This is a genomic window from Streptomyces sp. 1114.5, from assembly GCF_003635085.1.
GTDB lineage: Bacteria > Actinomycetota > Actinomycetes > Streptomycetales > Streptomycetaceae > Kitasatospora.
Genome location: NZ_RBXE01000001.1, coordinates 1,473,039 through 1,497,795 on the forward strand (window position 1 = coordinate 1,473,039; position 24,757 = coordinate 1,497,795).

Sequence of the window (24,757 nt, forward strand, 5' to 3'; positions counted from 1 at the left end):
GGAAAGGATGTGCAGGCCACGAACCTTGGTTACCAGGACGAGCATGGTGCTGAGGCGGGTCAGACGTTGTAGATGTCGGTCTTGTAGCGGGCCAGGTTGGCCGGGTCGCGGAAGAACTCGATGGTCTCCTCCAGGCCCTGCTCCAGGCTGAACCGCGGGGCCCAGCCGGTGGCCTCGCGCAGCCGGGTCGCGTCCGCGACCAGGCGCATGACCTCGGAGTTGGTCGGACGGATGCGCTGCTCGTCCTCCTTCACCACCAGGTCGACGCCCATCAGCTTGCCGACCAGGGTGACCAGGTCGCCGACCGAGATCTCGCCGCCGGTGCCGGCGTTGAAGGTCCGGCCGACCACCGACTCGGCGGGCGCGGTGCCCACCGTGCGGAAGGCGTTGGCGGTGTCCTTGACGAACATGAAGTCGCGGGTCGGGCGCAGGTCGCCGAGGGTGATCTCGGTCTGGCCGGCCGCGACCTGGGCGATCACGGTCGGGATGACGGCGCGCATCGACTGGCGCGGGCCGAAGGTGTTGAACGGGCGCAGGGTGACGACCGGGGTCTCGAAGCTGGCGTGGTAGCTGTCGGCCAGCCGGTCCCCGCCGGCCTTGGAGGCGGCGTACGGGGACTGGGTGTTGATCGGGTGGTCCTCGGTGATCGGCACGGTCTGCGCGGTGCCGTAGGTCTCGCTGGTGGAGGTGTGCACCAGGCGGGGGATCTCCAGGTGACGCACCGCCTCCAGCACGTTCAGGGTGCCGGTGACGTTGGTGTCCACGTACGAGTGGGGCGCGCGGTAGGAGTACGGGATCGCGATCAGGGCGGCCAGGTGGTACACCGCCTCGGTGCCCTTGACCAGGCCGTTGACCGAGCCCGGGTCCCGGACGTCGCCGAGGACGATCTCGACCGAGTCCAGCACCTCCTGGGACAGGGTCTCCAGCCACCCGAAGGAGGAGAAGGAGTTGTACTGGACCATCGCGCGGACGTGGTGCCCGTCGGCGACCAGGGTTTCGACGAGGTGGGAGCCGATGAAGCCTTCGGCTCCGGTAACCGCGACGCTGCTCATGCGGGTTCGCTTTCTTTCTCGATCGGCCGGGTCGGCCGGATGCTCTGTGGTGGTCGGCCGGCGGCCTGGTGGGTGTGTCCGGTGGAGCCGGTTCGGCCCCGGCTCAGCGGTGCTGGGTGGTGCGGCCGAGCGCGGGCCCGGCGATGGCGGTGAGGAGGACGGCCGCCGCCCCGCAGCCGATCAGCTGCAGGACGATCGGATCCGCACCGGTCAGCAGCCCGGCGCTCTCGGCACCCGCGGCGGCCAGACAGATGAGGGCGGTGCTCCAGCTGAACCCGAAGGCGTTCAGCAGCAGCGCCAGCCAGAGCGAGCCGCCCAGGAGCAGCATCGCGCCGAGCTGCGGCACACCGAGCGCGGGGGCGCCGGGCCACAGCACTGTCGCGGCGGCGTCCAGCGCGGCCACGGTCGTGAGGTAGATGAACAGGCAGCCGAGCAGGACCCCGCCGGTGCGGCGGGTGAACTGGCCGCTGGTGTGGCTGGTGCGCAGCGCGGCCACCGCCATCGCCCGGTAGCGGAAGAGCAGCCACTCGGCGAGGCCGAGACTGAGCGTCAGCGCGATCATGGCCGGGCCGGTCGGGGTGGTCTTCACCTCGCGCACGTGGTGGTGATGCGGCAGGGCCGCGGCCGCGCCGTGCACGGTGTGCGAGGCGGCCTGCACCGCCTGGTGGATGGTCTCGCCCAGGCCGGCGATCAGCGTGAGCGCGCCGCAGGCCAGGCCGAACAGCAGGTGCGGCACCTCCTGGCGCAACGGCAGCCTGAGCTCCACGGACTCGCGTTCGCCCCCGCGGACGCAGACCACCAGCTCCCGGACGGCCAGCCCGACCGCCAGCAGCAGCGAGGCGAGCAGCACGACCGTACGGACCGTCTCCGGGACGTCCACCGCCAGCACCACGCCCGCACCGACCGAGGCCGGTGCCAGCGCCACCAGCAGGAACTTCTCCCGCCCGAGCACCAGCAGCACGGTGGCCGCGCCCAGGTAGCAGGACTGCCCGGCGGCGAAGCACAGCGCCCCGAGCGGTCCGCCCACCACGTACGCGGCGGCGGCCGCGATCAGCGCGCCGAGCGGTGCGCCGACAGCTAGGCAGACCGCGGCCTCCCGGCGGCGCAGCCGGCCCAGCCAACGGTACGAGCGGTGCGCCAGCGCCTGGTTGAAGCCCCAGCTGACCAACGTGGCGATCGACAGCGCGAGCATGCCCGAGGGCAGGCCGAAGCGCATCCGGGCGGTCGCGAACAGGTTGGCGCCGAGCAGGTAGCCGAGCCCGGGCAGGGCGAACACCAGGCCGCGCACGACGCAGCGCCAGGGGTCGGCCCGCCAGGGGTTGGCGAACTCGGAGCTCTGGCCGGGGTAGCGGCGCTCGACCTTCTCGAACAGCTCCTCGGCGACGGTGAACGCGTCGGGGCGGCCGTACAGCAGGGCGGCCTGCTCGTCCGAGAGGCCGTCGGACTCCAGGAAGGCCGCGATCTCGTACGGGTGGACGGCGTCGGCACAGACGTCGTGCAGGCGCTCGGCGAGTTCGTCCAGCGGGTCGGCGGAGAGGTCGAGCTGCTCCTCGGGGCCGGGCTCGGGCTCCGGCGGGGCGGTCCGGCGGAGCTTGAGCGGCAGCGTGCGCAGCTGCATCGTCCGCTCGGCGCCGCCCTCGTCGGGAACCAATCGCAGGGGGCCGCTCATGCCCCCACCTCGCTGCGCTCGGCGGCCGCTTCGCGGGACGCGCACCTGTCGATGGTTCTCTCGCTTCGCTCGTTCACGCCCCCCACCTCGCTGCGCTCGGCGACCGCTTCGCGGGACGCGCACCTGTCGATGGTTCTCTCGCTTCGCTCGTTCACGCCCCCACCTCGCTCGGCTCGGGTCGGGCGGCCAGTGGCTGGTTCCAGTCGGGGCTGGGGACCTGGTCGGTGACGGCCACCATGCCGCCGGGCATCCAGCGGGCGGTGCCCAGGAGCTCGGTGTAGATGCCGCGGAAGCCGTCGATGTTCTGGCGGAGCGTGAACTGCTCGATGACCCGCAGCCGGGCCTGTTCGCCGAGCCGGGCGCGCCGTTCGGCGTCGCGCAGCAGCTCGATCGCGGCGGCCGCCATCGGCTCGGGCTCGCGCGGCGGGACGACCAGGCCGGTGTCGCCGACGGCCTCGCGGACGCCGCCGACGTCGGTCGAGACGGTCGCGCGGCCGCAGGACATCGCCTCGATCAGGGTGAACGGGAAGCCCTCGCTGATGCTGGAGAGCATGACCACGTTGCCCGCCGCGTACGCGTCGGTGATGTCGGCAACGCGGCCCTCGAAGGCCACCGAGTCGGCTATGCCGAGCTCGGCGGCCAGGGCTATGCAGCCGTCCCGGTAGGCCTCGCCGCCCTTGGGGGTGCCCCCGAAGAGCCGCAGCCGCGCCTCGGGGATCTCGCCTCGCACGATGGCGAAGGCCCGGATCAGCGTCTCCAGGTCCTTGATCGGGTCGACCCGGCCGGCCCAGCTGAGGGTCGGCGTCTCGGGCTCGGGGCCGGCCGGCGGGAAGGCCGCCGGGTCCACCCCGTTGTAGACGGTGCGGATGTGCGTGGACGGCGTGCCGCCGCGCTCCTCCCAGCGCCGGTTGTACCGGTTGCCGGGGGTGACCAGGGCGGCCTGCCGGTAGCTCTCCTCGGCGAGCATCCGGTAGAAGCCGAGCAGCAGTGCCTTGACCGGCCAGCGGTACGGGCCGGTGCGGTAGCCGAGGTAGCGCTCGCGCAGGTAGATGCCGTGCTCGGTCAGCAGGAACGGTACGCCGTACTGCTGGGCGGCGATCAGGCCGGGCAGGGTGGCGAGGCCGCCGCTGGCCGCGTGGGCGACGCCGTCCTTCGGCGGTTCGACCGAGAGCGGCCGCAGGGCGTGCTCCAGCAGGTCGGTCGCGTTCAGGGCGTCGTGCAGGGTGGGCCGGGAGGCGGCGGTGGGCAGGTAGTCGCGGGTCCACACGTGCTGGAGGGTCCGCAGCGCGCGCTCGCTGCGCAGCGCCGGGCTCAGCAGTCCGCGCCGGGCGAGGTCGGCGAAGCCGTACAGCTCGGTCCCGAAGTGCGTGGTGTAGACCGGGTCGAGGATGGAGTGCAGGAAGCGCTCGTACGCGTTGAGGAAGCGCCGCATCTCCTTGCCGCGGGGCGGCCTGGCCTCGGAGGCCGGGCCCCACAGCGGAGCGGTCGTGACGGACCGTACGTTCGCGGGCAGTTCCCAGGCCAGTGCTTCGTGGCCGGTTCCGGTGACGGCGATGACGTCGAAGTCGACATCGGGCATGCCTTGAACGAGCTGGTCGCACCAGACACTCACGCCGCCGTGCTGGTGCGGATACGTCCCCTCGGTGAGCAGGGTGACGCGCATCTCCTGTCCCCCCTCCTGTTCTTGCGTCGGTTGTCCGGACTGGGTGGCCGGAAACGGGAGCCGTGGCGGGGCCGGGCCGGTAGCCCGGTCCGACCCCGCCGGCGGGTGGTGCGGGTTACCGGTTGCCGGAGCGTCCGGTGGTGCTGCCCGGCGTGGCCGTCCCCCCAGAGGCCTTGCCGTTCTTCGCCGTGGCCTTGCCGCCCTGGGCGATGGTGTCAGCGGCGACGCCCTTGCCGGGCACCGGGGTTCCACTGCCAGGGACCAGGCTCGGGGCGGGCTTGCGGGTGGTGTCGCTCGGGCCCGCCGGGACCGGGGTGGCGACGCCCTGCGGCACGACCTTCTTGTCCGCCGGCGCCGGGGCCGGGACGGACTTGGCCGCGGTGCTCGGTGCGACGGCGGCCGGGGCGGCCGGCGCGGACGGCAGGGTCAGGGTGACGCTGCTCTGCAGGGAGCCCGGGGACACCCAGCCGGAGAGCGTACCGGCGTAGGACGAACCGAAGGCGGTCGATCCGATGACCAGCTTCTGAGAAGTTCCGGTCGGCATGGTGGCCTGGACCTGAACACCGGACGGCGCGTTGACCGTGACGGTGTTGCCGACCCGGTAGGCGGTGACCTGGCCGGCGGCGAGGGCCGCGTTCCAGGCCGCGCGCTTCTGGAACTCCTGGCCGATCTCCCGCTCGCCGAGGTTCACGATCGGGGCGTTGTCGGCGTGCAGCGACCGGTAGGTGCCGAGGATCTTCTCCAGCACCGGGTAGAGGATCTTGTCCTCGGACAGGTTCGACTGGTGGATGAAGTGCGGCCGCGGGTCGTTGCTCAGCACGTGGCCGAGGTCGATCCGGGCCTCCAGCGGCACGATGTACGACTGGTACCCGGTGTTGACGTCCAGCGGCGCGGGCAGGCAGGTCGAGTTGGCGTTGTTCTCGCAGACGCCGCTGCCGCCGTTGGCCTTGCTGGTGTAGATCCAGTTGTACTCGTCGGTCTCCTCCTTCGCCGTGCCGGCGTTGTAGAAGACGTTCATCGGGTACCGCGGGACGGTCAGCGTGGAGGAGCCGACGGCGCGCTGGGCGGGCTCGCGGGAGGCGTCGCTGCCGGTGAACTTGATGCCGTTGGCGGCCAGCGCCGGGGCCAGGTACGGGTTGTCGCTGGTCTCCTGCGGGGCGGTCAGCAGGCCGGAGTGCTCCCCGGTGACCAGGACCTGCGGGTCGACCTTCAGGCCGTGCGCGGTGGCCCAGTCGAAGTTGTTCTTGATCTGGCTGGAGATGGTGTTCTGGTCGGTCCAGACCGTGTTGCCCGAGGCGTCCTTGGTGCACTTCCAGGGCACCACCGTGACGTCCTGGACGCAGCCCAGGTACGGGTGGGTGTAGGTGTGGTTGACCCAGCGGTAGCTGGTCTGGTCGGCGATCATCTGGTTCGCCGTGGGGTCCACGGTCGCCGTGTGGTCGGCCTTCCAGTCCTCGCTGCCGCCACCGTTGAACACCATGTCCAGGGTGAAGTTGTTGGCGGTCTGCCACTGCTTGAGGTACTGCGCGTCGGCCTGGGTCATCCGGATCGGGTTGGCCGTGTCCGGGGTGCCGGGCGGGCAGGTGACGTCACCGGGGGTGCACTTCAGCACGGTGTCCCAGCGGTCGTCGGCCAGGAAGACGTCGTCCACGTGCGCCGCGAAGTAGTTGCGGTCGTAGCCGAGGTGGACGCCCTGGGTGATCCAGTCGACCATGCCGCGGGCCAGCAGCCGGTACTGCTGCTGGTACTGGTTGTAGACGAAGGTGACGACCAGCTCCTTGCGGCCGTCGTGGGTGTACTCACCGACCAGCGACCCGCGGCTGGTCGTGCTGGGTATCGGCGCGTCCACCAGCGGCACGAAGGAGGCGCCGGCCGGCAGGTTGGCGAGCGGCGTGGCCAGGTAGCCGTAGCTCTCGCTGACGTTCGGGTCGTTGTCCTCGAACGGGACGCTGCCCTTGAGGTACCCGAACGAACCCGAAGTTCCGGCGGCGGTGGTGGCCCCCTGGAATCCGTCCAGAGTGCCGACGAAACCGGGATTCTGCGCGTAGTTCAGCCCCACCGCGGGACTGGCCCACGTGTACGCGTCGATCTGGCGGACGTTGAAAGCCGCTTCGTAGCTCGCGATGGCCGTCATCTCGGCGGCGCTGTTGGGGAAGGGGTTTTCGTTGGGTAGCACGATGCCCTGGAACTTCCCCCGGGGCTGGCCGTTCACCGTGTCGCTCAGGAAAGCCGAGTTGATGACGGGACGGTTGGGGTCATTGAGGCTGATGACCTTGTACGGCGTGCCCTGGCTCTTCAGTTCGGCGGTGATGGCCGCGACCGAGGGGCCTCCGTCGTCGATGACCAGGATGGTGAGGTCGATCCTGGGCGGCGTGGTGTCGCCGTAGGCCAGGGTGGTCTGCAGGCCGCCGGCCAGCAGAACTGCCGCCGCACATGCGGCGACTCTTCGGGTCGCTCGACCCATGGTGATCCTCCCCTTGGTGCAGGCGCCGCGCTGCTCGGCGCTCACCTGCCCGTGTATCTGTTCGCGGGCAGCAGGCTGCCCGGCGCCCATCCTGGTCGAGGGTCGGCAGTGCGGGGGACCAAAAGGGCGAGAGTGCAGCGAACCTGTTACCAACGTTCATGGCGATGCCATGAAGGCGCTGATTGTGACCGGAACTGGACCGGCGATGCAAATAATGAATTGAAAATGAAAAACCGGAAGCTGAGTGCTACGCGCGGTTACCGACGGTGTGGCTCTGTAGGGCGGGCGGGACACCTACACTGGCGTCGTTGCGCATGACACTCTCGCACATCTCGCCGGTCCATTGGGCAGGTTCATGCAATATCGGGCACCGCTGTGCCATGTGACAGTCCGAATATGCAATGGAGGCCCCGCATGGTCGATCAGCAGGCCGAGTCCGACAGAATCGGTGGTGCACGGAAAGCCGTCCCGGAGCCGGGCGGAACGGCGCTGGTAGGGCGCAGTCTCGGTCTGCGCGGCGCGGTGAACGCCCGCGACCTGGGCGGCTACCGGGCGGTCGACGGGCGCGCGCTGAGGCACGGGGTGGCCCTGCGCAGCGATGGCCTGAACCATGTCACGGCCGAGGACCTGGGCCCGCTGGGCGCCCTCGGCCTGCGCCGGGTGGTGGACCTGCGCAGCATGGACGAGGTCCGCGAGATCGGCCTCGACCGCCTCCCCGGCGGCGTGGCCCTGCACCACATGCCGCTGCTGGCGACGGACTTCGACATCGCCCTGATGGTCAGGGACGCCCTGGCGGACCCGAGTCCGCAGCGCCAGCGCGCGCTGCTCGGCGACGGCCGGGCGGCCGCCATGATGACCGGCCTCTACCGCTGGTTCGTCACCGATCCGGTGGCGCGCGGACGTTACGCGGCCCTGCTGCGCCTGCTGGCCGCCCCGGACGGGCCGCCGCTGCTCTTCCACTGCTCGGCCGGCAAGGACCGCACCGGTTGGGCGGCCGCGCTGCTGCTGACCGCCCTCGGGGTCGAGCGGGAGACCGTCCTCGCCGACTACCTGCTCACCAACGCCCGCTCCGCCCCGGTCGTGGCACGGGTGTTGGACGACTTCCGCACCCGCGGCCTGATGAGCGAGCCCGAGCTGCTGCTGCCGGTCTTCCACGCCGACGGCGGCTACCTGGACGCGGCCTTCGCGGAAGTCGAGGCCGGCTGGGGCGACTTCGGCGCCTTCTGGCGGGACGGGCTCGGGCTGGACGAGGACGTGCTGGCCGGGCTTCGCGCCAACCTGCTGGACTGAAGCGGGAGTTGGCGCAAGCCCGGCCGAAGGTGGTGGCTCAGCCCTCGCTGATCAGCCCCTCGCGGAGCTGGGTGAGCGTGCGGGTGAGCAGCCGGGAGACGTGCATCTGGGAGATGCCGATCTCCTCGCCGATCTGGGACTGGGTGAGGTTGCCGAAGAAGCGCAGCATGATGATCCGGCGCTCGCGTGGTGGCAGCTTGGCCAGCAGCGGCTTCAGCGACTCCCGGTACTCGACGCCCTCCAGCGCGAGGTCCTCGTAGCCGAGCCGGTCGGCCAGCGGCCCGTCGCTGTCCTCCTCGCCGGAACCGGAGTCCAGCGAGCTGGCGGTGTAGGCGTTGCCCACCGCGAGGCCCTCGACCACGTCCTCCTCGCTGACCCCCAGGCAGACGGCCAGCTCGGGGACGGTGGGGGAGCGGTCCAGCCGCTGGGACAGCTCGTCGCCGGCCTTGGTGAGCGCCAGCCGCAGCTCCTGGAGCCGCCGCGGCACCCGGACCGACCAGCTGGTGTCCCGGAAGAAGCGCTTGATCTCGCCGACCACGGTGGGCATCGCGAAGGTGGGAAACTCCACCCCGCGCTCCGGGTCGAAGCGGTCGATCGCCTTGATCAGGCCGATGGTGCCGACCTGGACGATGTCCTCCATCGGCTCGTTGCGGCTGCGGAAGCGCGCCGAGGCGTACCGGACCAGCGGCAGGTTGAGCTCGATCAGGGTGTCGCGGACGTAGGTGTGCTCCGCGCTGCCGGGCTCCAGCACGGCGAGCCGCAGGAACAGCGAGCGGGAGAGCGTCCGGGTGTCCAGCCCGGCGGCAGGTGGAGTCCCGGGTGCCGCCCCGGTGCCGGGCGGTTCGACCGGTTCGACCGGCTCGACTCGCGGTCGCGGGACCAGGCCGTCGGCGACGGCCGTACCGGTGGCCTGACCAGCGTGGATCTCCGCAACGCCCAGCTCTCCGGACATGCGCCCACCCCCTCGTGACTGACGGTTGAACGGGGGCCGTCGCGCGGAGGTTCCCGGCGGGGCCCTCCCCCTCCATACCGGAACACGGTCCACGGCAAACCCGAACGTCGCAAGATGTCACGTGGGGGTAACGCGCTGCAATCTCACTCTTCCCAGGAGTTGCCGGTCCGAAGCCTGCTGAGGATTCGTGAGAGCAGCCGCGAGACGTGCATCTGGGACATCCCCAGCTCGGTGCTGATCTGGGACTGGGTGAGGTTGGCGAAGAACCGCAGCATCACGATCCGCCGCTCCCGTTCGGGGAGTTGGACCAGCAGGTGGCGGACCATGTCGCGGTGCTCGACCTCGGCCAGCGCGGAGTCCTCGTAGCCGAGCCGGTCGAGCAGGGCGAGTCCGCCCTCGTGCTCCTGCGCGGCCTCCAGGGACGCCGCGTTGTAGGCCCGCCCGGCGTCCAGGCAGGCCCGGACGTCCTCCTCGGGGATCCGCAGGCTGGCGGCGATCTCCGGCACCTTGGGCGCCCGTCCGTGCAGCACCGTCAGCTCCTCCATCGCGCCGCTCACCTGGACCCAGAGCTCCTGGAGCCGTCGGGGGACGTGCATGGTGCGGACGTTGTCGCGGAAGTAGCGCTTGATCTCGCCCAGGATGGTCGGCAGCGCGTAGGTGGGGAACTGGACGCCGCGGGTGGGGTCGAAGCGGTCGATCGCGTTGATCAGGCCGATGGTGCCGACCTGGACGACGTCCTCCATCGGCTCGCTGCGGCTGCGGAAGCGGGTGGCCGCGTAGCGGACCAGCGGGATGTTCACCTCGATCAGGGCAGCCCGGACCCGTTCGCGCTCGGGGGCGTCCGGGGGCAGCTCGGCGAGCCGCTCGAACAGCACCCGGGTCAGCGTCCGGACGTCCACGACGGGCCTGCCGCCGGGGCCGCGCAGCCCGTCCGGGCGGAGCTCGCCGGCCGGGCTGATGATCGCCGCAAGCACTTCGTCCACGGACACGTCACCCCTCCCAAAGTCGTCAACGGCGGGCCCTGCGGATCGGGGGTCGCGGCTGGTCGATCACCTCGCCATGTCCGGCAAAACCGGTCATAGCATCACAAGGTGGGCGCAGGTCGGGCAAGCACCCGGTGGAGGTGTGTTGGTGGGCCGTTCAACCTTCGCCCGGTGCTCCGGCGAGGCGCCGCAAGGGTCGTTCCGGGGCAGAACGAGGCGCCCCGTCCGGAGGTCGGAGGGGGCGCCGCGGTCCGTCCGGGCGAAGGAGCCGGGACGGGAGGGGGATCAGACCTCGATGTCGGCGATCACCCAGGTCGCGAACTCGCGCCACTGGCCGGCGGCGGCCTGGTGGGCCGGGTGGGTCAGGTAGGCCTGGAGCGCGTCGCGGTCCTCGACCAGGCTGTTGATCGCATAGTCGTACGCGATGTCGCGCTCGGTGGTGTTCCAGCCGCACTCCCACTCGCGCAGTTCGGGGATCACCGCGCCGAGCTCGGCGAACGCCTTGGCGCCGGCGAGGGCGCGCTCGTCGTCCTTGCCGACGCCATCGTTGAGCTTGAACAGGACCAGGTGCCGGATCACGATTGCCGCTCCTCGCGGACGGGGGTAGAGGGTCCTGCCCACCGTAGCCGGTGCGCCGGGCCGGCCGAACGGCCGTCCACCACCCGGGCGGGGCCCGCGGGCCGGGGCGGGACTGTTCGAGCCGGCCGCCGGACCGGCCTGAGCCGGACTACTTGATCAGCCCGGTCATGAAGGTGCCGACTGCCCTGGCCGCGTTCGAGATGCCCTCGAACCCCAGTTGGACGAGCTGGGCGGACCGGGCCGGTGAGGTGATGATCGAGTAGAGCACGAAGATGAGCAGGAGGACTGCGCCGATCTTCTTCGCCTGCGCCATCGGGTGACCTTCCTCCCAGCGGTGGGCCGCCGTCGTCCGGACCCCGAGCGGCCTGCAGGGGGCAGCTTATCCACCCGGACGGGCTATCAAGTGTGCGACGCGTTCGGCCGCCGGGACGAAGGTCCCCGCGAGTGGGGCCTTTCTCCGGGTGCCCGGCCGCGGGCCGGGCGGCAGGATGGATGACGTACCGAGGGATCTGGCAGGAATCCCCGGTGCGTGGATCCGGAGCTCCCCGCTGTGGGACCGGCCACCGCGGCTTCCCCCCGACGCGGTGCCGGTTGTGGGACCTCCGCCGGGGGAGCGGTCAGTCCCCCCGAGCCGCTCCCCCCTCCAGGCTCCGTACGGACCGGGCGTCGGTGGTCATCGGCCCGGGGTACGGAGCCGTTCCGCGTTCGAGGGTGTGCGGGAAAACGCCGAGGGCCCGTCCGGATCGGACGGGCCCACGGGCTTGCTGGCGGTAGCGGTGGGATTCGAACCCACGGTGGAGTTGCCCCCACACACGCTTTCGAGGCGTGCTCCTTTGGCCGCTCGGACACGCTACCGAGGGGAACTCTACCGGACGGGTGGCGCGGGAACGAAATCCGTATCGGGGTGACCGTCCGTGAGGAGATCAGCGGTGGGTGTCGAAGAAGGCCCGCAGCTGTTCGCCGCACTCCTCGGCGAGGACGCCCCAGATCACCTCGGGACGGTGGTTGAGCCGGCGGTCGCGCATCACGTCGAAGAGCGAGCCGGCCGCGCCGGCCTTCTCGTCGAGGGCGCCGTAGACCACCCGGTCGATCCGGGAGAGCACGATGGCGCCGGCGCACATCGTGCAGGGCTCCAGCGTGACGACCAGCGTGCAGCCGGAGAGCCGCCACTCGCCCTCCCGTCGCCCACCGCCACCCTTGGCCGACGCGCTGCGCGCGGCACCTCTCAAATTCTCGGCGGCCTGCCGGATCGCGACCACCTCGGCGTGCGCGGTCGGGTCGCCGACCGCCTCGCGCTCGTTGTGGCCGCGTCCGATCACCTCGCCGTCGGGGCCCAGGACCAGCGCTCCGACCGGGACGTCCCCGGTGGCCGGCGCCAGGGCGGCCTCGGCCATGGCGAGGCGCATCGGCGCCGACCAGCGGTCGCGGACCGGGTCGGGGCGGACGGGGGCGGGCAGCGGCGGGACGTACAGGACGGGCTGCGTGGTGGATGCGGACTGCATGGCATCCAGTGTCGGGCATCCGCCCGCTACCGGACGGCCTCCAGGACCTCGCCGCAGCCCAGGGCCTCGGCGATCTCCTCCAGGGCGTCGCCCGGCACCGCGCCCTCGCCGCTGAGGGCGAGCAGGGCGTCGGAGGCCAGGCCGAACTCGGTGAGCAGGTGGGAATCGCCGAGCGGGCCGACCGGGACGCCGCCGTGGCCGTCGGCGTCCTCCTCGTCCTGCTCCTCGGCCTCCTCGCTGTCCTCCAGCAGGTGGTCCAGGTCGCCGAACTCGCTCTCGCCGGCCTGGTCGACCAGCTCGTCGGTGAGGACGGAGCCGTAGGAGCTGCGGGCGGCCGCGGCACCGTCCGACACGAAGATGCGCGGGTCGTCCTCACCGTCCACGCGGACGATGGCGAACCAGGCGTCCTCCTGTTCGATGAAGATCAGGACGCTGTCGTCGTCCTGGGTGGAGTCGCGGGCCAGGTCGGCCAGATCGGCCAGGGTTTCGACGTCGTCGAGCTCCGTCTCGCTCACATCCCACCCGTCCTCGGTGCGAGCAAGCACTGCAGCGAAGTACGCCACCAGGGACACTCCCAAGATCATCGGTCTCGGCTGTCGGCGCGCTCGGGCAATGCGGAAAACTGGCCGCCCCCGCGCCAGAGGCGGTCCGCTGTTCGGACCGTCCCATCGGAATCGTGACAGAAAGGCCGCGCTCGCGGGGGGTGTTCGGCAGCGCGTCTTTGCAGGTCGTGTCGGAAGGACCGGGAGGTCGGGGGCGTGCCCGTGTCCGGGCCGTCCGAAGCCGGTCGAAATTTGCTCCGAACGCCCGTCGGGGCCGTTTTCGGGCCCCGACCGGATGCCGTTTCAGATCCGGAAGGTCCGCATCCGCATCGCCTCGCGCATCCGCCGCTCCTTGGTCCGCCGGGGCTGGACCCGCTCCCGCAGCTCGCGGGCCTCGGTGAGCTCGCGCAGGAAGACGGCCCGCCGCTTGCGGCGCTCCGCCTCGGTCTCCGGGTGGTCGGGCGGAGGGCCCGCTCCGCCGACGGGCTCGTCCGCCGAGCCGCCCCCGGCCTTCGGGTTGCTCGTCATAAGACGTGACATTCCCAGAACCGTCCGGTTGATACCACAGGAGGCGCTTCCGTCCGGACATTCATGGTGTGTCACGGCGTGTCACGGTGGCGTCACCCGGTCCGGGGCGCAGGTCGGGCACGGCGTGTCGTACACCCGTCCAGACCCGGGCTAACCTCGGTACATGCGTCTCCACGTCGTCGACCACCCCCTGGTCGCCCACAAGCTCTCCACCCTGCGCGACGAGCGCACCGACTCGCCGACCTTCCGTCGCCTGACCGACGAGCTGGTGACCCTCCTCGCCTACGAGGCCACCCGGGACGTCCGCACCGACGAGGTGGAGATCACCACGCCCGTGGCGGTCACGCTCGGTACCCGGCTCAGCTACCCGCGCCCGCTGGTGGTGCCGATCCTGCGGGCCGGGCTCGGCATGCTGGACGGGATGACCCGCCTGCTGCCGACCGCCGAGGTCGGCTTCCTCGGGATGGTGCGCAACGAGGAGACCCTGGAGGCCTCCACGTACGCCACCCGGATGCCGGACGACCTCTCCGGCCGCCAGGTCTACGTGCTCGACCCGATGCTGGCCACCGGCGGCACGCTGGTCGCCGCGATCAGGATGCTGATCGAGCGCGGTGCCACCGACGTCACCGCCGTGGTGCTGCTGGCCGCCCCCGAGGGCGTCGAGGTGATGCACCGGGAGCTGGCGGGCCTGCCGGTCACCGTGGTCACCGCCGCCCTGGACGAGCGGCTCAACGAGAACGGCTACATCGTCCCCGGCCTCGGCGACGCCGGCGACCGGCTGTACGGGACCGCGGGCTGAGCCTCGGCAGTCAACGACGAAGGACCCTCCGGCACGGTGCCGGAGGGTCCTTCGTCGTTGGTTCCGTCGTCGCTACCGGGTGTCAGCAGCTGCCGGGGGCGGTCGGGGTGGGGGAGGGCTTGGTGGCCAGGGCGAGGGCGGCGGCCGCCTGGGTCTCGTCCAGCAGGGCGTTGTAGCTGTCGCCGATCACGAAGTCCACGCTGGCGTCGGTGCGGGCGTCGGCGGTGACGGCGGCCCCGGCGATCTGCGAGCCGACCAGGGTGCCGGCCCCGGCGCCCGCCGGGCCGGCGATCACCTGGGCGGTGCCGGGCACCTTCTTGTCCAGTTCGGCCGGGGCGTTGCCGACCTTGCCGATGGTGAAGCCGCGCTTCTTCAGCTCCTCGGCGGTCCGCCCGGCCAGGCCGGCCTTGGTGGTGGCGTTGTAGACGTTCACGGTGATCGTGGCGGGCTGCGGGATGGCGTGCGGGTCGCCCTGGGCGGCGGCGGGTGCGCCGGAGGCGGCCGGGGCGGCCGGGGCGCCCGGGGTGGCGCCGCCGGTCGGGGCGGCCAGCGGCTTGCCGGACGGGGCCGCGCAGGCCTGGGCGGAGGCGTTCTTGTTCCGGCCCGTGAAGATGTCGTACAGCTGCACGCCGCCGAGGGCGACCAGGGCCAGGGCGAGCAGACCGGCGAGCGCGGCGATCACCTTGCGGCTCCGCTTCGGGGGCCGGCCCAGGCGCGGGTAGGAGTTGCCGGTGATGCGGTACTGCTTCCCCTTGAGGCCTTGGGGAGTCAACATGCTCATGGTTTGTCTCCCCCTCGTACCGGGGCGGGGTCGGGATGACGGGTCGGCCGGGTGCGGGATCCCCGGTGCAGGCGGATCCCCTGGTCGCGGCCGTAGTCAGCAGCGTAGTGCCGTACGGCTGCGAAGGTACTAAACGATCATCATCTGGAGTACCCCGGTACCCGAACGGGGGTACCGGGGTACGAGTGGACCGCCCTCCGCCCGGGGGCGAGGGGGCGGTCCGGAAACCTGGGGCGGGTCCGACGGGCCCTGGGGTGGCGGCCCGTCACTCCATTTCGAGGACGCGGGCGTGCAGCACCTGGCGCTGCTGCAGCGCGGCCCGGACGGCCCGGTGCAGGCCGTCCTCCAGGTAGAGGTCGCCGTGCCACTTCACCACGTGGGCGAAGAGGTCCCCGTAGAAGGTCGAGTCCTCGGCCAGCAGGGTTTCGAGGTCGAGTTGGCCCTTGGTGGTCACCAGCTGGTCGAGCCGCACCGGACGCGGGGCGACGTCAGCCCACTGTCGGGTGCTCGTCCGGCCGTGATCCGGGTACGGCCGCCCATTGCCGATGCGCTTGAAGATCACACGGAAAGCCTACCGTTTGGGCGGCGGATGGCGCAGCAGCCGCGGCGCCGCCACGCGTGCCGGTGTGAACTGCGGGTGGCCGAATGCGGCTGTTTGATGGGAAATGTCGCGAACATCGGCCGGTGCCGAGCGGGCTCCGGTTCCGATGTCGAAGTGTTCCGAAGCGTTCCGAAGCGTGCTGAAGAGTTCCGAAGCGCTCTGATCCGTCCGGGAGTGTGCACCGATGTCCTCCGCCCCCACCCCTGCGGCCGTCCGGGAGATCGCCGACGGGTACGCCTTCACCGGGCCCGCCCTCGACCTCGGCGCGGTGCTGCTCGACGGCACCGCGTACCCGGACGCCCCGGTGCGCATCCCGCTGGGCGTGCTCAACCGGCACGGCCTGGTCGCCGGGGCCACCGGCACCGGCAAGACCAAGACCCTCCAGCTGATCGCCGAACAGCTCTCCGGGCAGGGCGTGCCCGTGTTCCTGGCCGACATCAAGGGGGACGTCTCCGGCGTCGCCGCGCCCGGCGTGCCGAGCGAGCGCACCGGCGCCCGGGCCGCCGAGGTGGGGCAGCAGTGGGCGCCGCAGGGCTGCCCCGCCGAGTTCTACGCGCTCGGCGGGCAGGGCGCGGGCATCCCGATCCGGGCCACCGTCACCAGCTTCGGGCCGCTGCTGCTGGCCAAGGTGCTCGACCTGAACGAGACCCAGGAGTCCTCGCTCAGCCTGGTATTCCACTATGCCGACAGCAAGGGCCTGGAGCTCTACGACCTCAAGGACCTCACCGCGGTGATCGCCTTCCTCGCCTCGCCCGAGGGCAAGGAGGAGCTGCGGACCATCGGCGGCCTCTCGGCGGCCACCGCCGGGGTCATCCTGCGGGCGCTCACCGTGCTGGAGAACGAGGGCGCCGGGGCGTTCTTCGGCGAGCCCGAGTTCGACACCGCCGAACTGCTGCGGACCACCCCGGACGGCCGGGGCGTGGTCTCGGTGCTGGAGCTGCCCGCCGTCCAGGACCGGCCGCGGCTGTTCTCCACCTTCCTGATGTGGCTGCTCGCCGACCTCTACCAGGAGCTGCCCGAGGTCGGCGACCCCGACAAGCCCAAGCTGGTGTTCTTCTTCGACGAGGCGCACCTGCTGTTCAAGGGCGCTTCCAAGGCCTTCCTGGAGGCGATCACCCAGACCGTGCGGCTGATCCGGTCCAAGGGTGTCGGCATCTTCTTCGTGACCCAGACCCCGCGGGACGTCCCGTCCGACGTGCTGGCGCAGTTGGGCAACCGGGTGCAGCACGCGCTGCGGGCCTTCACCCCGGACGACGCCAAGGCGCTCAAGGCCACCGTCTCCACCTTCCCGCGCTCCTCGTACGACCTCAGCGCCGTGCTGACCTCGCTCGGCACCGGGGAGGCGGTGGTGACCGTCCTGTCCGAGAAGGGCGCGCCGACGCCCGTCGCGGCGACCAGGCTGCGGGCGCCGCAGTCGCTGATGGGGCCGGTCGGGGACGGGGAGCTGCGGGCGGCCGTGGACGCCTCGCCGCTGACGGCGCGCTACCGGGACGCGATCGACCGCGAGTCGGCGTACGAGAAGCTCGCCGCGCGGGCGCCCCGGCCGGAGGCGACGCCGGCGGAGCCCGAGCAGTCCGTACCCGAGACGCGTGAGGCTCCGCGCCAGAAGGAGGGCGTGGGCGGGCTGCTCGGATCGCTGCTGGGCAATCCGACGGTGAAGTCCTTCGCGCGCTCGGCCGGGCGGCAGCTCGGGCAGGAGATCTCGCGCAGCCTGTTCGGGACGTCCAAGCGGCGGCGGTGACCGGGCGCCGCCCTGGGGATCAGCCGGCGAGGGCGGTGCCGATCCGGTCCATGGAGGACAGGCGCATCAGGCCGTAGTGGTAGAACTCGACCTCGGGGACGCCGAGTTCGCGCAGGGTGGCGATCTTGGCGGCGAGGTTCTGCGGGCCGTCGCAGTCGGCCGACATCGGGCGCAGGATCACCGCCAGGTCCTGCGGGCGGACGCCGTGGAGAGCGAAGGCGGCGATCTTCTCCCGGACGGCCTCCGGCGTCCTGGCGTAGCCGAGCGTCTCGATCCGGTCGGTGGCCTTGGCGAGGGCTGGCAGGTCGATGCCGGCGAGCCAGCCCTTGCCGGGGCCCTCGCCGTCCATGAAGGTCAGCCGCATGCCGTGGCGGCGGGCCTGCTCGGACAGCTCGGCGGCCAGCGAGGTGACGGTGGCGGCGGAGGCGTCCACGTACGCGGCGAAGGCGCCGTCGGCGAGGGCGCTCAGGTCGGCGGGCTCGGCGGCGGCGGACTCGTCGGCCAGCCGGCGGCGCAGCTCGGCGCGGACCGCCTCGGCCGCCTCCTCGGCCGGGACGCCGGCGCGGGTGGCGGCGGCGCGGCAGTGCGGGCAGAAGCAGACGCCGAGCAGGGCCTCGGTGATCGGGCCGAGCTCCTCGAAGTAGCGCTCGTGGTGGTGGCCGTGGCGCAGCCCGTGGAAGTGCAGCGACTCGGCGCGGATCGCGTCCACGCCGTACCGAGCCAGCTCGGCGACCAGGGTCAGCGCGTACTCGCGGACCTCCGGGTTCGCCGGGCAGAGCTCGGTGAGGTGGCGGTCGCCGAAGGCGTTGGCCGGGGCGCAGTCCGGGTGGACGAAGCCGAGCCGGTCGTTGTGGCAGAAGACCGTCCAGGCGTGCAGCTTCAGGCCGCGGCGGCGGGCCTCCTCGGTGGCCTCGGCGAAGGGGTCGCGGTCGCCGAGGGCGGTGGACGGCGTGGGCACCAGGCGGCGGCCCTGCCAGGCGCCCGGGTCGGGGCGGAAGTACGCCGCGCCCGGCTCCAGGTGGCGGATCACCCGGCGGGGGTTGTGCGGGAAGACGTCGCGGGCCTCGTGGTAGACCGCGGCGAGGGTGACGCCGCCGACTCCGGCGCGGTCGGTGAGGTTGCCGAAGAAGGTGTCGGCGCCCTCGTCGAGCAGGTCGGTGGCGAAGGCGAGGACGGACGACTCCACGGTGCGGCTCCGGGGCTGGGGGCAGGTGCGCTGTTCACGCTAGCCGCAGGGGTGGGAATGGTCTATACCTGACGGTCCGGGCGGGCGAGGCGTGCTCAGAGGCCGAGGTCGTCGAGCTCCTTGAGCAGGGCGGCGTTGGGGCTGTCCGGGGCGGTGGCGGCGGTGGTGGTGGGTCCGGGGGCCGCCGCGGCCGTGGCGGTCTTGGCGGTCTTGGCGCGTGGAGTGCGCGGGGTCCGGTTGCGGAAGATCCAGGCGCCGGCCAGGCCGCCGACCAGACCGCCGAGGTGGGCGGCCCAGCTGATGCCCGGGGCGACGCCGGGCAGGGCGCTGGTGACCATGTAGGCGAAGGAGGCGCCGAGGACGACGCCGATCAGGGTGTCCACCAGGTTGCGGTCGAAGACCCCGCGCAGCACCACGTAGCCGAAGTAGCCGAACACCACGCCGCTGGCCCCGGCGCCGACCGTGTTCGGCGGGTCGAAGACCCAGGCGGTCAGCTCGCTGGTCAGCGCCACCAGCAGGGTGAGGCCGAGGAACTTCTTCACCCCGCGGTAGGCCGCCAGGAAGCCGAAGACGAACAGCGGGCCGGAGTTGGCCTCCAGGTGGGCCCAGTTCCAGTGCAGGAAGGGCGCGGTGACGATGTTCGGCAGCCGGCTCGGATCCTGGGCGACGACGCCGAAGCGCCGGCCGAGGTCGTAGTCGTCCATCCAGTTCACCAGTTGGATCAGCCAGACCACGGCCAGCACCCCGACCATGGTGAACAGCGCCCGGCGGGCGTCGGCGATCATCTGGGCGGGGTCGAGCGGGGTCGTCGCCCGGCTGCGGTCGTTCGAGGCCATGACCTCGACTGTAGGGGCCGCCGGATCGGGCGTGCACCCCATTACAGTGACCCGTGTCATTCCGACCGTGAGACGTGAGAGGTGGCCACCCCATGACCGTTCGCCCGCCGCTGCCGTACGAGTTCCTGCCGCCGGTGCCGTCCTTCGAGCTGACCAGTCAGGACATCACCGAAGGCGGCACGCTGGCCCGGGAGTTCATCCACGCCGGCGGCAACCTCTCGCCGCAGCTGTCCTGGTCGGGCCTGCCGGAGGGCACCCGCGGAATCGCCGTCACCTGCTACGACCCGGACGCGCCCACCGGCTCCGGCTGGTGGCACTGGCTCGCCCTGAACCTCCCCGCCGACACCGCCGAACTGCCGCGCGGCGCCGGATCCTCGGACGAGGACCTGCCGGGCGCGGCCTCCTTCCACGGGCGCAACGACTTCCCGGGCAACCGCTACGACGGTGCCGCCCCGCCGCCCGGTGCCCCGCACCGCTACGTCTTCGCCGTGCACGCCCTGGACGTGGAGAAGCTGGACGTCAGCGCCGACACCCCGCCGGCGCAGGTGGGCTTCCACCTCACCTTCCACACCCTCGGTCGGGCGCTGCTGACCGCGGAGTACGGGGTCTGACGTGTCGGCACCTGGTCGTCCCGGCCGATCCGGTCTTCCCGGCCGTTCCGGCCTTCCTGGTTCGCCGGTCGAGGTCTGGCGGCTGCCCGAGGAGGAGTGGCGGGCCGGGAGCCGGGCCCTGACCTGGACGGTCGGACCGGAGGGGGAGTTGGCCGTCCTGGTGGTACCGGAGCGGTGCGCGGCTCCGGCCGGATCGTGGCCGTACGCCGTGCTGCCCTTCGACGGCGAGGTGCTGGTGCACGACCCGCAGGGCGAGCGGCGGGTGCCGCTCGAAGGGGTCGGCGTCTCGCCGGACCTGCTGGCGCTGCTGCCGGGCGGCCGGGTGCTGCTGGCCGGCCGCCGGGCCGAGGAGCCGGCGGACGGCTGGGAGCGCAACGGCCTGGTGTTCGGGCCCGACGGTCGACCCGGCCGGGAGCTGCAACTCGGCGACGACGTCCGGGCGTTGATCACCGACCGGGACGGCCGGATCTGGCTGGCCTTCGGGGACGAGGGCAACTACGGCGACAACCCGATCGGCCGGTTCGGCCTGGTCGGGCTGGACTCCGCCGGGCGGACGGTCTGGCGGCCGTCGGTCGGGGAACTGCCCGACGACCCGCTGGAGGGCCTGGCCGCCGCCACCGAGGGGCGGCGGACCTGGCTGGCCTGGTACGGGGACAACAGCCACCTCACCGGGATCGACCTCACCGCCGGGAAGCCGACGGCCATGCGGCTGCCGGCCCGGCAGCCGGTGGGCTTCGCGATCGCCGGGAACCGGGCCGTGTTCCTGCGGCCCGACGGCGAGCTGATCCGGTGCGAACGGGAGAGCCGCAAGGGCTGGCGGGAGGTCGGCCGGCAGCGGGTGGACGTGCCCGGGGAGCTGGACCGGGAGCGCGCGTACGGCCGGGACGGCGTGCTCTGGTTCCGGTCCGGCAACGGGTGGTACCGGGTCGAGGCGTAGGGCTCCCGGCCGCTCGGGCGGGGGCCCGTTCGGCTGCGCAGGCAGGGGCTCAGCCCGACCGTTCGGCTGCCCGGGCGGCGCGTTCGGCGAGGGTGCGCAGGTGTGCGCGCAGCTCCGGGGGCTCGTGCACCTCGAACTCGCAGTCCAGCATGAGCAGTCCGGCCGCCAGCCACTTCAGGGAGTCCGCCCGGGAGCGCAGGCGGCAGCGGTGGTCGTCGATCGGCTCGATCTCGAAGTCCCTGGTCCAGGGCATCCGGCCGTCGACCTCGGCGGCGGAGCGGTGGACGGTGGCCACCATGGTGTGGACCTGCGACCGGCGGCGCAGTCTGCTCGCGACGAACCCGGCGGCGTCCTCGGCGGGGAGCGGGCGCGGGGTGAAGCGGGCTCCGGTGGCGAAGGGTTCGCTCAGCCGGTCGACCCGGAAGAGCCGCCAGTCCTCGCGGTCCAGGTCGTAGCCGATCAGGTACCAGCGGCGTCCGGTGGAGACCAGGCGTTCGGGCTCGACGTTGCGCCGGGTCTCGGCGCCGTCGCGGGCGCGGTAGGCGAAGCGCAGGCGTTCGTGGTTGGTGACGGCGCCCGCGAGCAGGGTGAGCTCTTCAGGGTCGACGGTCGGGCCGTCCCCGGTGAGCAGCGGCACGGTGGCGGTGTTGAGCGTCCCGACCCGGTGCCGCAGCCGGCTCGGCAGCACCTGGAGCAGTTTGCCGAGCGCCCGTACCGAGGCCTCCTCGATGCCGACCACCGCGTGCCCGGCCGCGGCCCGCAGCCCGACCGCGATGGCCACCGCCTCCTCGTCGTCCAGCAGCAGCGGCGGCATCGCGGTGCCCGCGACCAGGCGGTAGCCGCCGACCACGCCCATGGTGGCCTGCACCGGGTAGCCGAGGTCGCGCAGTCGGTCGATGTCGCGCCGGATGGTGCGGGGGCTGACGCCGAGCCGTTCGGCGAGTTCGCTGCCGGGCCACTCGCGCGGGGTCTGCAGCAGGGACAGCAGGTTCAGCAGCCGTGCCGGGGTGTCGGTCATGCCGTCCAGCATGCCGGACGAACTGGGACAGCTTCTGACCTAGATGGCCCGTACCGTCGGGCTCGTGGACAAGGTGGGCACGAGCGAGGAGTACGGAATGGGCGCGGCGACAGCCGACCGGCGGAGGTGGATCGCGCTGGCGATCGTGATGGTGGCCTCCTTCATGGACCTGGTGGACGTCACCATCGTCAACATCGCCATCCCCAGCATCCAGGCGGACACCGGCGCCTCCTTCAGCGCCGTGCAGTGGGTCACCGGCGGCTACGCCCTGGCCTTCGCGATCGGCCTGATCACCGGCGGGCGGCTGGGCGACATCTACGGCCGCAAGCGGCTGTTCCTGATCGGGATCGGCGGCTTCACGGCGGCCTCCGCGCTCTGCGGGCTGGCCTCCGGCCCGGAGATGCTGGTCGCGACGCGGCTGCTGCAGGGCGGGACGGCGGCGCTGATGGTGCCGCAGGTGCTGTCGATCATCCACGCGACCTTCCCGGCGGAGGAGCGGGGCAAGGTGTTCGGCATGTTCGGCGCGGTGGTCGGGCTGGGCGCCGTCTCCGGTCCGATGATCGGGGCGCTGCTCACCGAGTGGGACCTGTTCGGCCTGGCCTGGCGGCCGATCTTCCTGATCAACCTGCCGGTCGGCATCGCCGGCCTGCTGCTCGGACGCCGCTTCATCGACGAATCCAAGGCCGACCACGCGCTGAAGCTCGACCTGGTCGGCGTGGCCCTCGCCAGCCTCGGCCTGCTGATGCTGATCTACCCGCTGACGCACGGACGCGAGGCCGGCTGGCCGCTCTGGGGGTACCTGTCGATGGCCGGCAGCCTGCCGGTGTTCGCGCTCTTCGTCGTGTACGAGAAGGTCAAGACGCGGCGGGACGGCTCGCCGCTGGTGGAACTGGCGCTGTTCCGGGTGAAGTCCTTCGCGGCCGGGATCTGCGTGCAGCTGGCCTTCGGCGTCGCGCTCGGCATCTTCTTCCTGGTCTGGACCCTCTACATGCAGATCGGCCTGGGCTGGAGCCCGCTCAAGGCCGGTGCGACCGGCATTCCGTTCTCGATCGCGGTCTCCATGGCGGCGGGGCTGTCGGTGCAGAAGCTGGTGCCGCGGTTCGGGCGGAAGGTGCTGCAGGCGGGCGCCCTGGTGATGGCGGCCGGCGTGCTCACCTACATCTGGGAGGCGGACCGGTACGGGACGGCGATCACGCCTTGGCAGATGGCGCTGCCGCTGGTGGTGATGGGCCTCGGCATGGGGCTGATCGTCGCGCCGATCACGGACGCGGTGCTGGCGGAGGTGCCGCGTGAGCACGCGGGTTCGGCGTCCGGGCTGATCAACACCGTTCAGCAGGTCGGGAACGCGCTCGGGCTCGGGCTGGTGTCGGTGGCCTTCTTCGGGGCGATGGACGACGTGGTCGCGCCGGAGGCGGTCGGGACGGCGTTCGGCGGGGCCTTCGTGCACGCGCTGTGGTGGGTGGTGGGGGTGCTGGTGGCGGTGTTCCTGCTGATGCTCGCGCTGCCCAAGCGGCGCGGGGCGGTCGGTGCGGGCGGCTCGGACGGTGCGGTGGCGGAGGGTTCCGCCGTCGAGGGTGCCGCGGTGGCGCGGGAGAGCGCCCTGGTCTGACGTCGCGCGCTCTGTGTGGGCCCCGGTCGCCGTGCGCGGCCGGGGCCGCCGTCGCACACTGGGGCGGTGGACCGTACGGCGGTGGACTCCTCGGTGCTGCGCTCGGTCGGCTACGACCCGGTGGCGCGGCGGTTGGAGCTGGAGTTCACCGGCGGTGGGGTGTACGTCTACGCGGACGTACCCGCCCGGGTGCACCGGGAGTTGCTGGCGGCGCCGAGCCGTGGGCGGTACTTCGTCCGGCGGATCCGCGGGCAGTACGCCTACCGGCGCGCGGGGGCCGGCCGGTAGCCGCCGCCGTCCTCGGCGCGGGTGCGCTGGGCTCCGCGGGTGGGGGCAACCGTTTCAGCGTGCGCCGGTCGCGGCGGGGGTGGTCGTCGCCCGGCCGACGGTGCGCGGCTTGGCGGCCGCCTTGGCCTCCTTCGCAACGCGCTTCATCTCCTGCTTGAACTCCCGTACCAGGATGAGGGATTCGGGGCCGGTGATGTCGGCGACCGAGCGGTGCGCGCCCTCCTCGCCATACGCGCCGGCCGCCTCGCGCCAGCCCTCGGGCCGTACGCCGTACTGCTTGCCGAGCAGGGCGAGGAAGATCTGCGACTTCTGCTTGCCGAAGCCGGGCAGGGCGTTGAGGCGGCTCAGCAGTTCCTTGCCGGTGCGCACGTTCTTCCACAGCGCGGCGGCGTCGCCGTCGTACTGCGCGACGAGGAACTGGCAGAGCTGCTGGACCCGTTTGGCCATCGCGGCGGGGTAGCGGTGGACGGCGGGTTTGGCGGACAGGAGCGCGACGAACTCCTCCGGGTTGTAGGTGGCGATCTCGTGGGCGTCCAGGTCGTCCCGGCCGAGGCGCTGCGCGATGGTCAGCGGGCCGGTGAACGCCCACTCCATCGGCACCTGTTGGTCGAGCAGCATGCCGACGAGCGCGGCGAGTGCACTCCGTCCGAGCAGTTCGTCGGCCTCGGGCTGCTGTGCGAGCCGAACGGTGACGTTCATGGGCTTGCCCTCCTCGGAGTTGACGTCGGGTCGGCGCCCAGTCTGGAGGACGCGACCTGGGCGGAGGCGGTCAACACGCCCGTACCGGGGGAACTCTTGGTGTTCCGGGCCTTGCCGTGCCTGCTTTGTTCGTTGGCGGAGCGGTTGTTGGGGATTCGGAGGGGGCAGTGCGGAATATTTTTTGCCCGCATTCCGCCCGCGGCTGTCGCATCCGTCGCGGGCCGCAGCACACCCGCTTCCCGCTCGTCTGCCTCGCCCGGTCGCGGCCTCGCGGCCTCGCGGCCCTCGGCCCGGCAGCCTGACCGCCGGCGCACACCGACCACCCCGCAGGGGCGGACCGATCGCGGCCCGCCCCTGCGGCGTTGGTGCTCTGGGTGGCGCGCGTGATGAGGGAGGGGCGGGTGGGGAGTGAGGTGCGCTCGGCTGG

24 protein-coding genes and 1 tRNA gene are annotated in these 24,757 nt (G+C 72.2%); 7 read left to right on the forward strand and 18 right to left on the reverse strand.

Annotation, left to right across the window (positions count from 1 at the left end; genetic code table 11):
* Positions 1-59: 59 nt before the first annotated feature.
* From BX285_RS06380 to BX285_RS06395, 4 genes are all read right to left on the reverse strand, one after another.
* Entirely contained in the window at positions 60-1,052 is a 993-nt protein-coding gene (locus tag BX285_RS06380; protein ID WP_097237039.1) for an SDR family NAD(P)-dependent oxidoreductase, read from the reverse strand.
* Between the two features lie 103 nt (positions 1,053-1,155).
* Positions 1,156-2,721 carry a hypothetical protein gene (locus tag BX285_RS06385; RefSeq protein WP_147465120.1) on the reverse strand — a complete coding sequence of 522 codons (1,566 nt, stop codon included), beginning with the start codon at positions 2,719-2,721 and terminating at the stop codon, positions 1,156-1,158.
* A 151-nt stretch (positions 2,722-2,872) separates the two neighbouring features.
* Positions 2,873-4,384, reverse strand: coding sequence for a GT4 family glycosyltransferase PelF (gene pelF, locus BX285_RS06390; RefSeq protein WP_097237041.1), 1,512 nt, complete (start codon positions 4,382-4,384; stop codon positions 2,873-2,875).
* 115 nt (positions 4,385-4,499) lie between these two features.
* Positions 4,500-6,848 (reverse strand): hypothetical protein, encoded by a 2,349-nt coding sequence (locus BX285_RS06395; protein ID WP_257033076.1) that lies wholly within the window; start codon positions 6,846-6,848, stop codon positions 4,500-4,502.
* A gap of 414 nt (positions 6,849-7,262) precedes the next feature.
* Here BX285_RS06395 and BX285_RS06400 point away from each other — a divergent pair, with 414 nt between their 5' ends.
* Complete coding sequence (locus BX285_RS06400; protein WP_179852813.1) at positions 7,263-8,138, forward strand: tyrosine-protein phosphatase; 876 nt, start codon at positions 7,263-7,265, stop codon at positions 8,136-8,138.
* Between the two features lie 37 nt (positions 8,139-8,175).
* Here BX285_RS06400 and BX285_RS06405 read toward each other — a convergent pair whose 3' ends face one another.
* The 8 genes from BX285_RS06405 to BX285_RS06435 form a co-directional block, all read right to left on the reverse strand.
* The gene (locus BX285_RS06405) at positions 8,176-9,090 is read right to left on the reverse strand and encodes an RNA polymerase sigma factor SigF (protein ID WP_121174663.1); all 915 of its coding nucleotides are present in this window, start codon (positions 9,088-9,090) and stop codon (positions 8,176-8,178) included.
* Between the two features lie 143 nt (positions 9,091-9,233).
* The gene (locus BX285_RS06410; protein WP_257033077.1) at positions 9,234-10,016 is read right to left on the reverse strand and encodes an RNA polymerase sigma factor SigF; all 783 of its coding nucleotides are present in this window, start codon (positions 10,014-10,016) and stop codon (positions 9,234-9,236) included.
* A gap of 342 nt (positions 10,017-10,358) precedes the next feature.
* Positions 10,359-10,652, reverse strand: coding sequence for a Dabb family protein (locus BX285_RS06415; protein WP_097237044.1), 294 nt, complete (start codon positions 10,650-10,652; stop codon positions 10,359-10,361).
* A gap of 148 nt (positions 10,653-10,800) precedes the next feature.
* Complete coding sequence (locus tag BX285_RS37145) at positions 10,801-10,965, reverse strand: hypothetical protein (protein ID WP_179852814.1); 165 nt, start codon at positions 10,963-10,965, stop codon at positions 10,801-10,803.
* A gap of 452 nt (positions 10,966-11,417) precedes the next feature.
* Positions 11,418-11,507 (reverse strand) — tRNA-Ser (locus tag BX285_RS06420).
* Between the two features lie 68 nt (positions 11,508-11,575).
* On the reverse strand, positions 11,576-12,154 hold the full coding sequence (locus tag BX285_RS06425) for a nucleoside deaminase (RefSeq protein WP_257032523.1): 579 nt from the start codon (positions 12,152-12,154) through the stop codon (positions 11,576-11,578).
* 26 nt (positions 12,155-12,180) lie between these two features.
* Positions 12,181-12,738: a tRNA adenosine deaminase-associated protein gene (locus tag BX285_RS06430; RefSeq protein ID WP_097237045.1), complete on the reverse strand. Its 558-nt coding sequence runs from the start codon at positions 12,736-12,738 to the stop codon at positions 12,181-12,183.
* Between the two features lie 261 nt (positions 12,739-12,999).
* Complete coding sequence (locus tag BX285_RS06435; protein ID WP_051830369.1) at positions 13,000-13,224, reverse strand: hypothetical protein; 225 nt, start codon at positions 13,222-13,224, stop codon at positions 13,000-13,002.
* A gap of 163 nt (positions 13,225-13,387) precedes the next feature.
* Between BX285_RS06435 and upp the strand changes: the two genes are divergently transcribed.
* Positions 13,388-14,023 carry a uracil phosphoribosyltransferase gene (upp, locus tag BX285_RS06440; protein WP_097237046.1) on the forward strand — a complete coding sequence of 212 codons (636 nt, stop codon included), beginning with the start codon at positions 13,388-13,390 and terminating at the stop codon, positions 14,021-14,023.
* Positions 14,024-14,105: 82 nt separating this feature from the next.
* Here upp and BX285_RS06445 read toward each other — a convergent pair whose 3' ends face one another.
* Together BX285_RS06445 and BX285_RS06450 are read right to left on the reverse strand one after the other, a co-directional pair.
* Positions 14,106-14,804: a LytR C-terminal domain-containing protein gene (locus tag BX285_RS06445; protein ID WP_121174664.1), complete on the reverse strand. Its 699-nt coding sequence runs from the start codon at positions 14,802-14,804 to the stop codon at positions 14,106-14,108.
* Positions 14,805-15,069: 265 nt separating this feature from the next.
* Positions 15,070-15,366 (reverse strand): type II toxin-antitoxin system VapB family antitoxin, encoded by a 297-nt coding sequence (locus BX285_RS06450; RefSeq protein ID WP_030061387.1) that lies wholly within the window; start codon positions 15,364-15,366, stop codon positions 15,070-15,072.
* Between the two features lie 223 nt (positions 15,367-15,589).
* Here BX285_RS06450 and BX285_RS06455 point away from each other — a divergent pair, with 223 nt between their 5' ends.
* The gene (locus tag BX285_RS06455; protein ID WP_121174665.1) at positions 15,590-17,146 is read left to right on the forward strand and encodes a helicase HerA-like domain-containing protein; all 1,557 of its coding nucleotides are present in this window, start codon (positions 15,590-15,592) and stop codon (positions 17,144-17,146) included.
* 19 nt (positions 17,147-17,165) lie between these two features.
* On the opposite strand, the gene BX285_RS06460 is transcribed toward BX285_RS06455, so the two are convergent.
* Positions 17,166-18,332 carry a hypothetical protein gene (locus BX285_RS06460; RefSeq protein ID WP_121174666.1) on the reverse strand — a complete coding sequence of 389 codons (1,167 nt, stop codon included), beginning with the start codon at positions 18,330-18,332 and terminating at the stop codon, positions 17,166-17,168.
* Positions 18,333-18,427: 95 nt separating this feature from the next.
* Entirely contained in the window at positions 18,428-19,168 is a 741-nt protein-coding gene (locus tag BX285_RS06465) for a rhomboid family intramembrane serine protease (RefSeq protein ID WP_121174667.1), read from the reverse strand.
* 92 nt (positions 19,169-19,260) lie between these two features.
* Here BX285_RS06465 and BX285_RS06470 point away from each other — a divergent pair, with 92 nt between their 5' ends.
* On the forward strand, positions 19,261-19,779 hold the full coding sequence (locus BX285_RS06470; protein ID WP_097237051.1) for a YbhB/YbcL family Raf kinase inhibitor-like protein: 519 nt from the start codon (positions 19,261-19,263) through the stop codon (positions 19,777-19,779).
* Position 19,780: 1 nt separating this feature from the next.
* Positions 19,781-20,716 (forward strand): hypothetical protein, encoded by a 936-nt coding sequence (locus tag BX285_RS06475; RefSeq protein WP_143685756.1) that lies wholly within the window; start codon positions 19,781-19,783, stop codon positions 20,714-20,716.
* A 49-nt stretch (positions 20,717-20,765) separates the two neighbouring features.
* Here the strand turns inward: BX285_RS06475 and BX285_RS06480 are convergent, their stop codons facing one another.
* Positions 20,766-21,734 carry a YafY family protein gene (locus BX285_RS06480; protein ID WP_179852815.1) on the reverse strand — a complete coding sequence of 323 codons (969 nt, stop codon included), beginning with the start codon at positions 21,732-21,734 and terminating at the stop codon, positions 20,766-20,768.
* Between the two features lie 97 nt (positions 21,735-21,831).
* Between BX285_RS06480 and BX285_RS06485 the strand changes: the two genes are divergently transcribed.
* Both BX285_RS06485 and BX285_RS06490 read left to right on the forward strand, forming a co-directional pair.
* Positions 21,832-23,343: an MFS transporter gene (locus tag BX285_RS06485; protein WP_097240125.1), complete on the forward strand. Its 1,512-nt coding sequence runs from the start codon at positions 21,832-21,834 to the stop codon at positions 23,341-23,343.
* Positions 23,344-23,409: 66 nt separating this feature from the next.
* Positions 23,410-23,631, forward strand: a complete 222-nt coding sequence (locus tag BX285_RS06490; RefSeq protein WP_121174668.1) for a KTSC domain-containing protein — start codon at positions 23,410-23,412, stop codon at positions 23,629-23,631.
* A 54-nt stretch (positions 23,632-23,685) separates the two neighbouring features.
* Here the strand turns inward: BX285_RS06490 and BX285_RS06495 are convergent, their stop codons facing one another.
* A complete protein-coding gene (locus BX285_RS06495) occupies positions 23,686-24,330 on the reverse strand; it encodes an HhH-GPD-type base excision DNA repair protein (RefSeq protein ID WP_097237055.1) in 645 nt (214 codons plus the stop codon).
* Between the last annotated feature and the right edge of the window lie 427 nt (positions 24,331-24,757).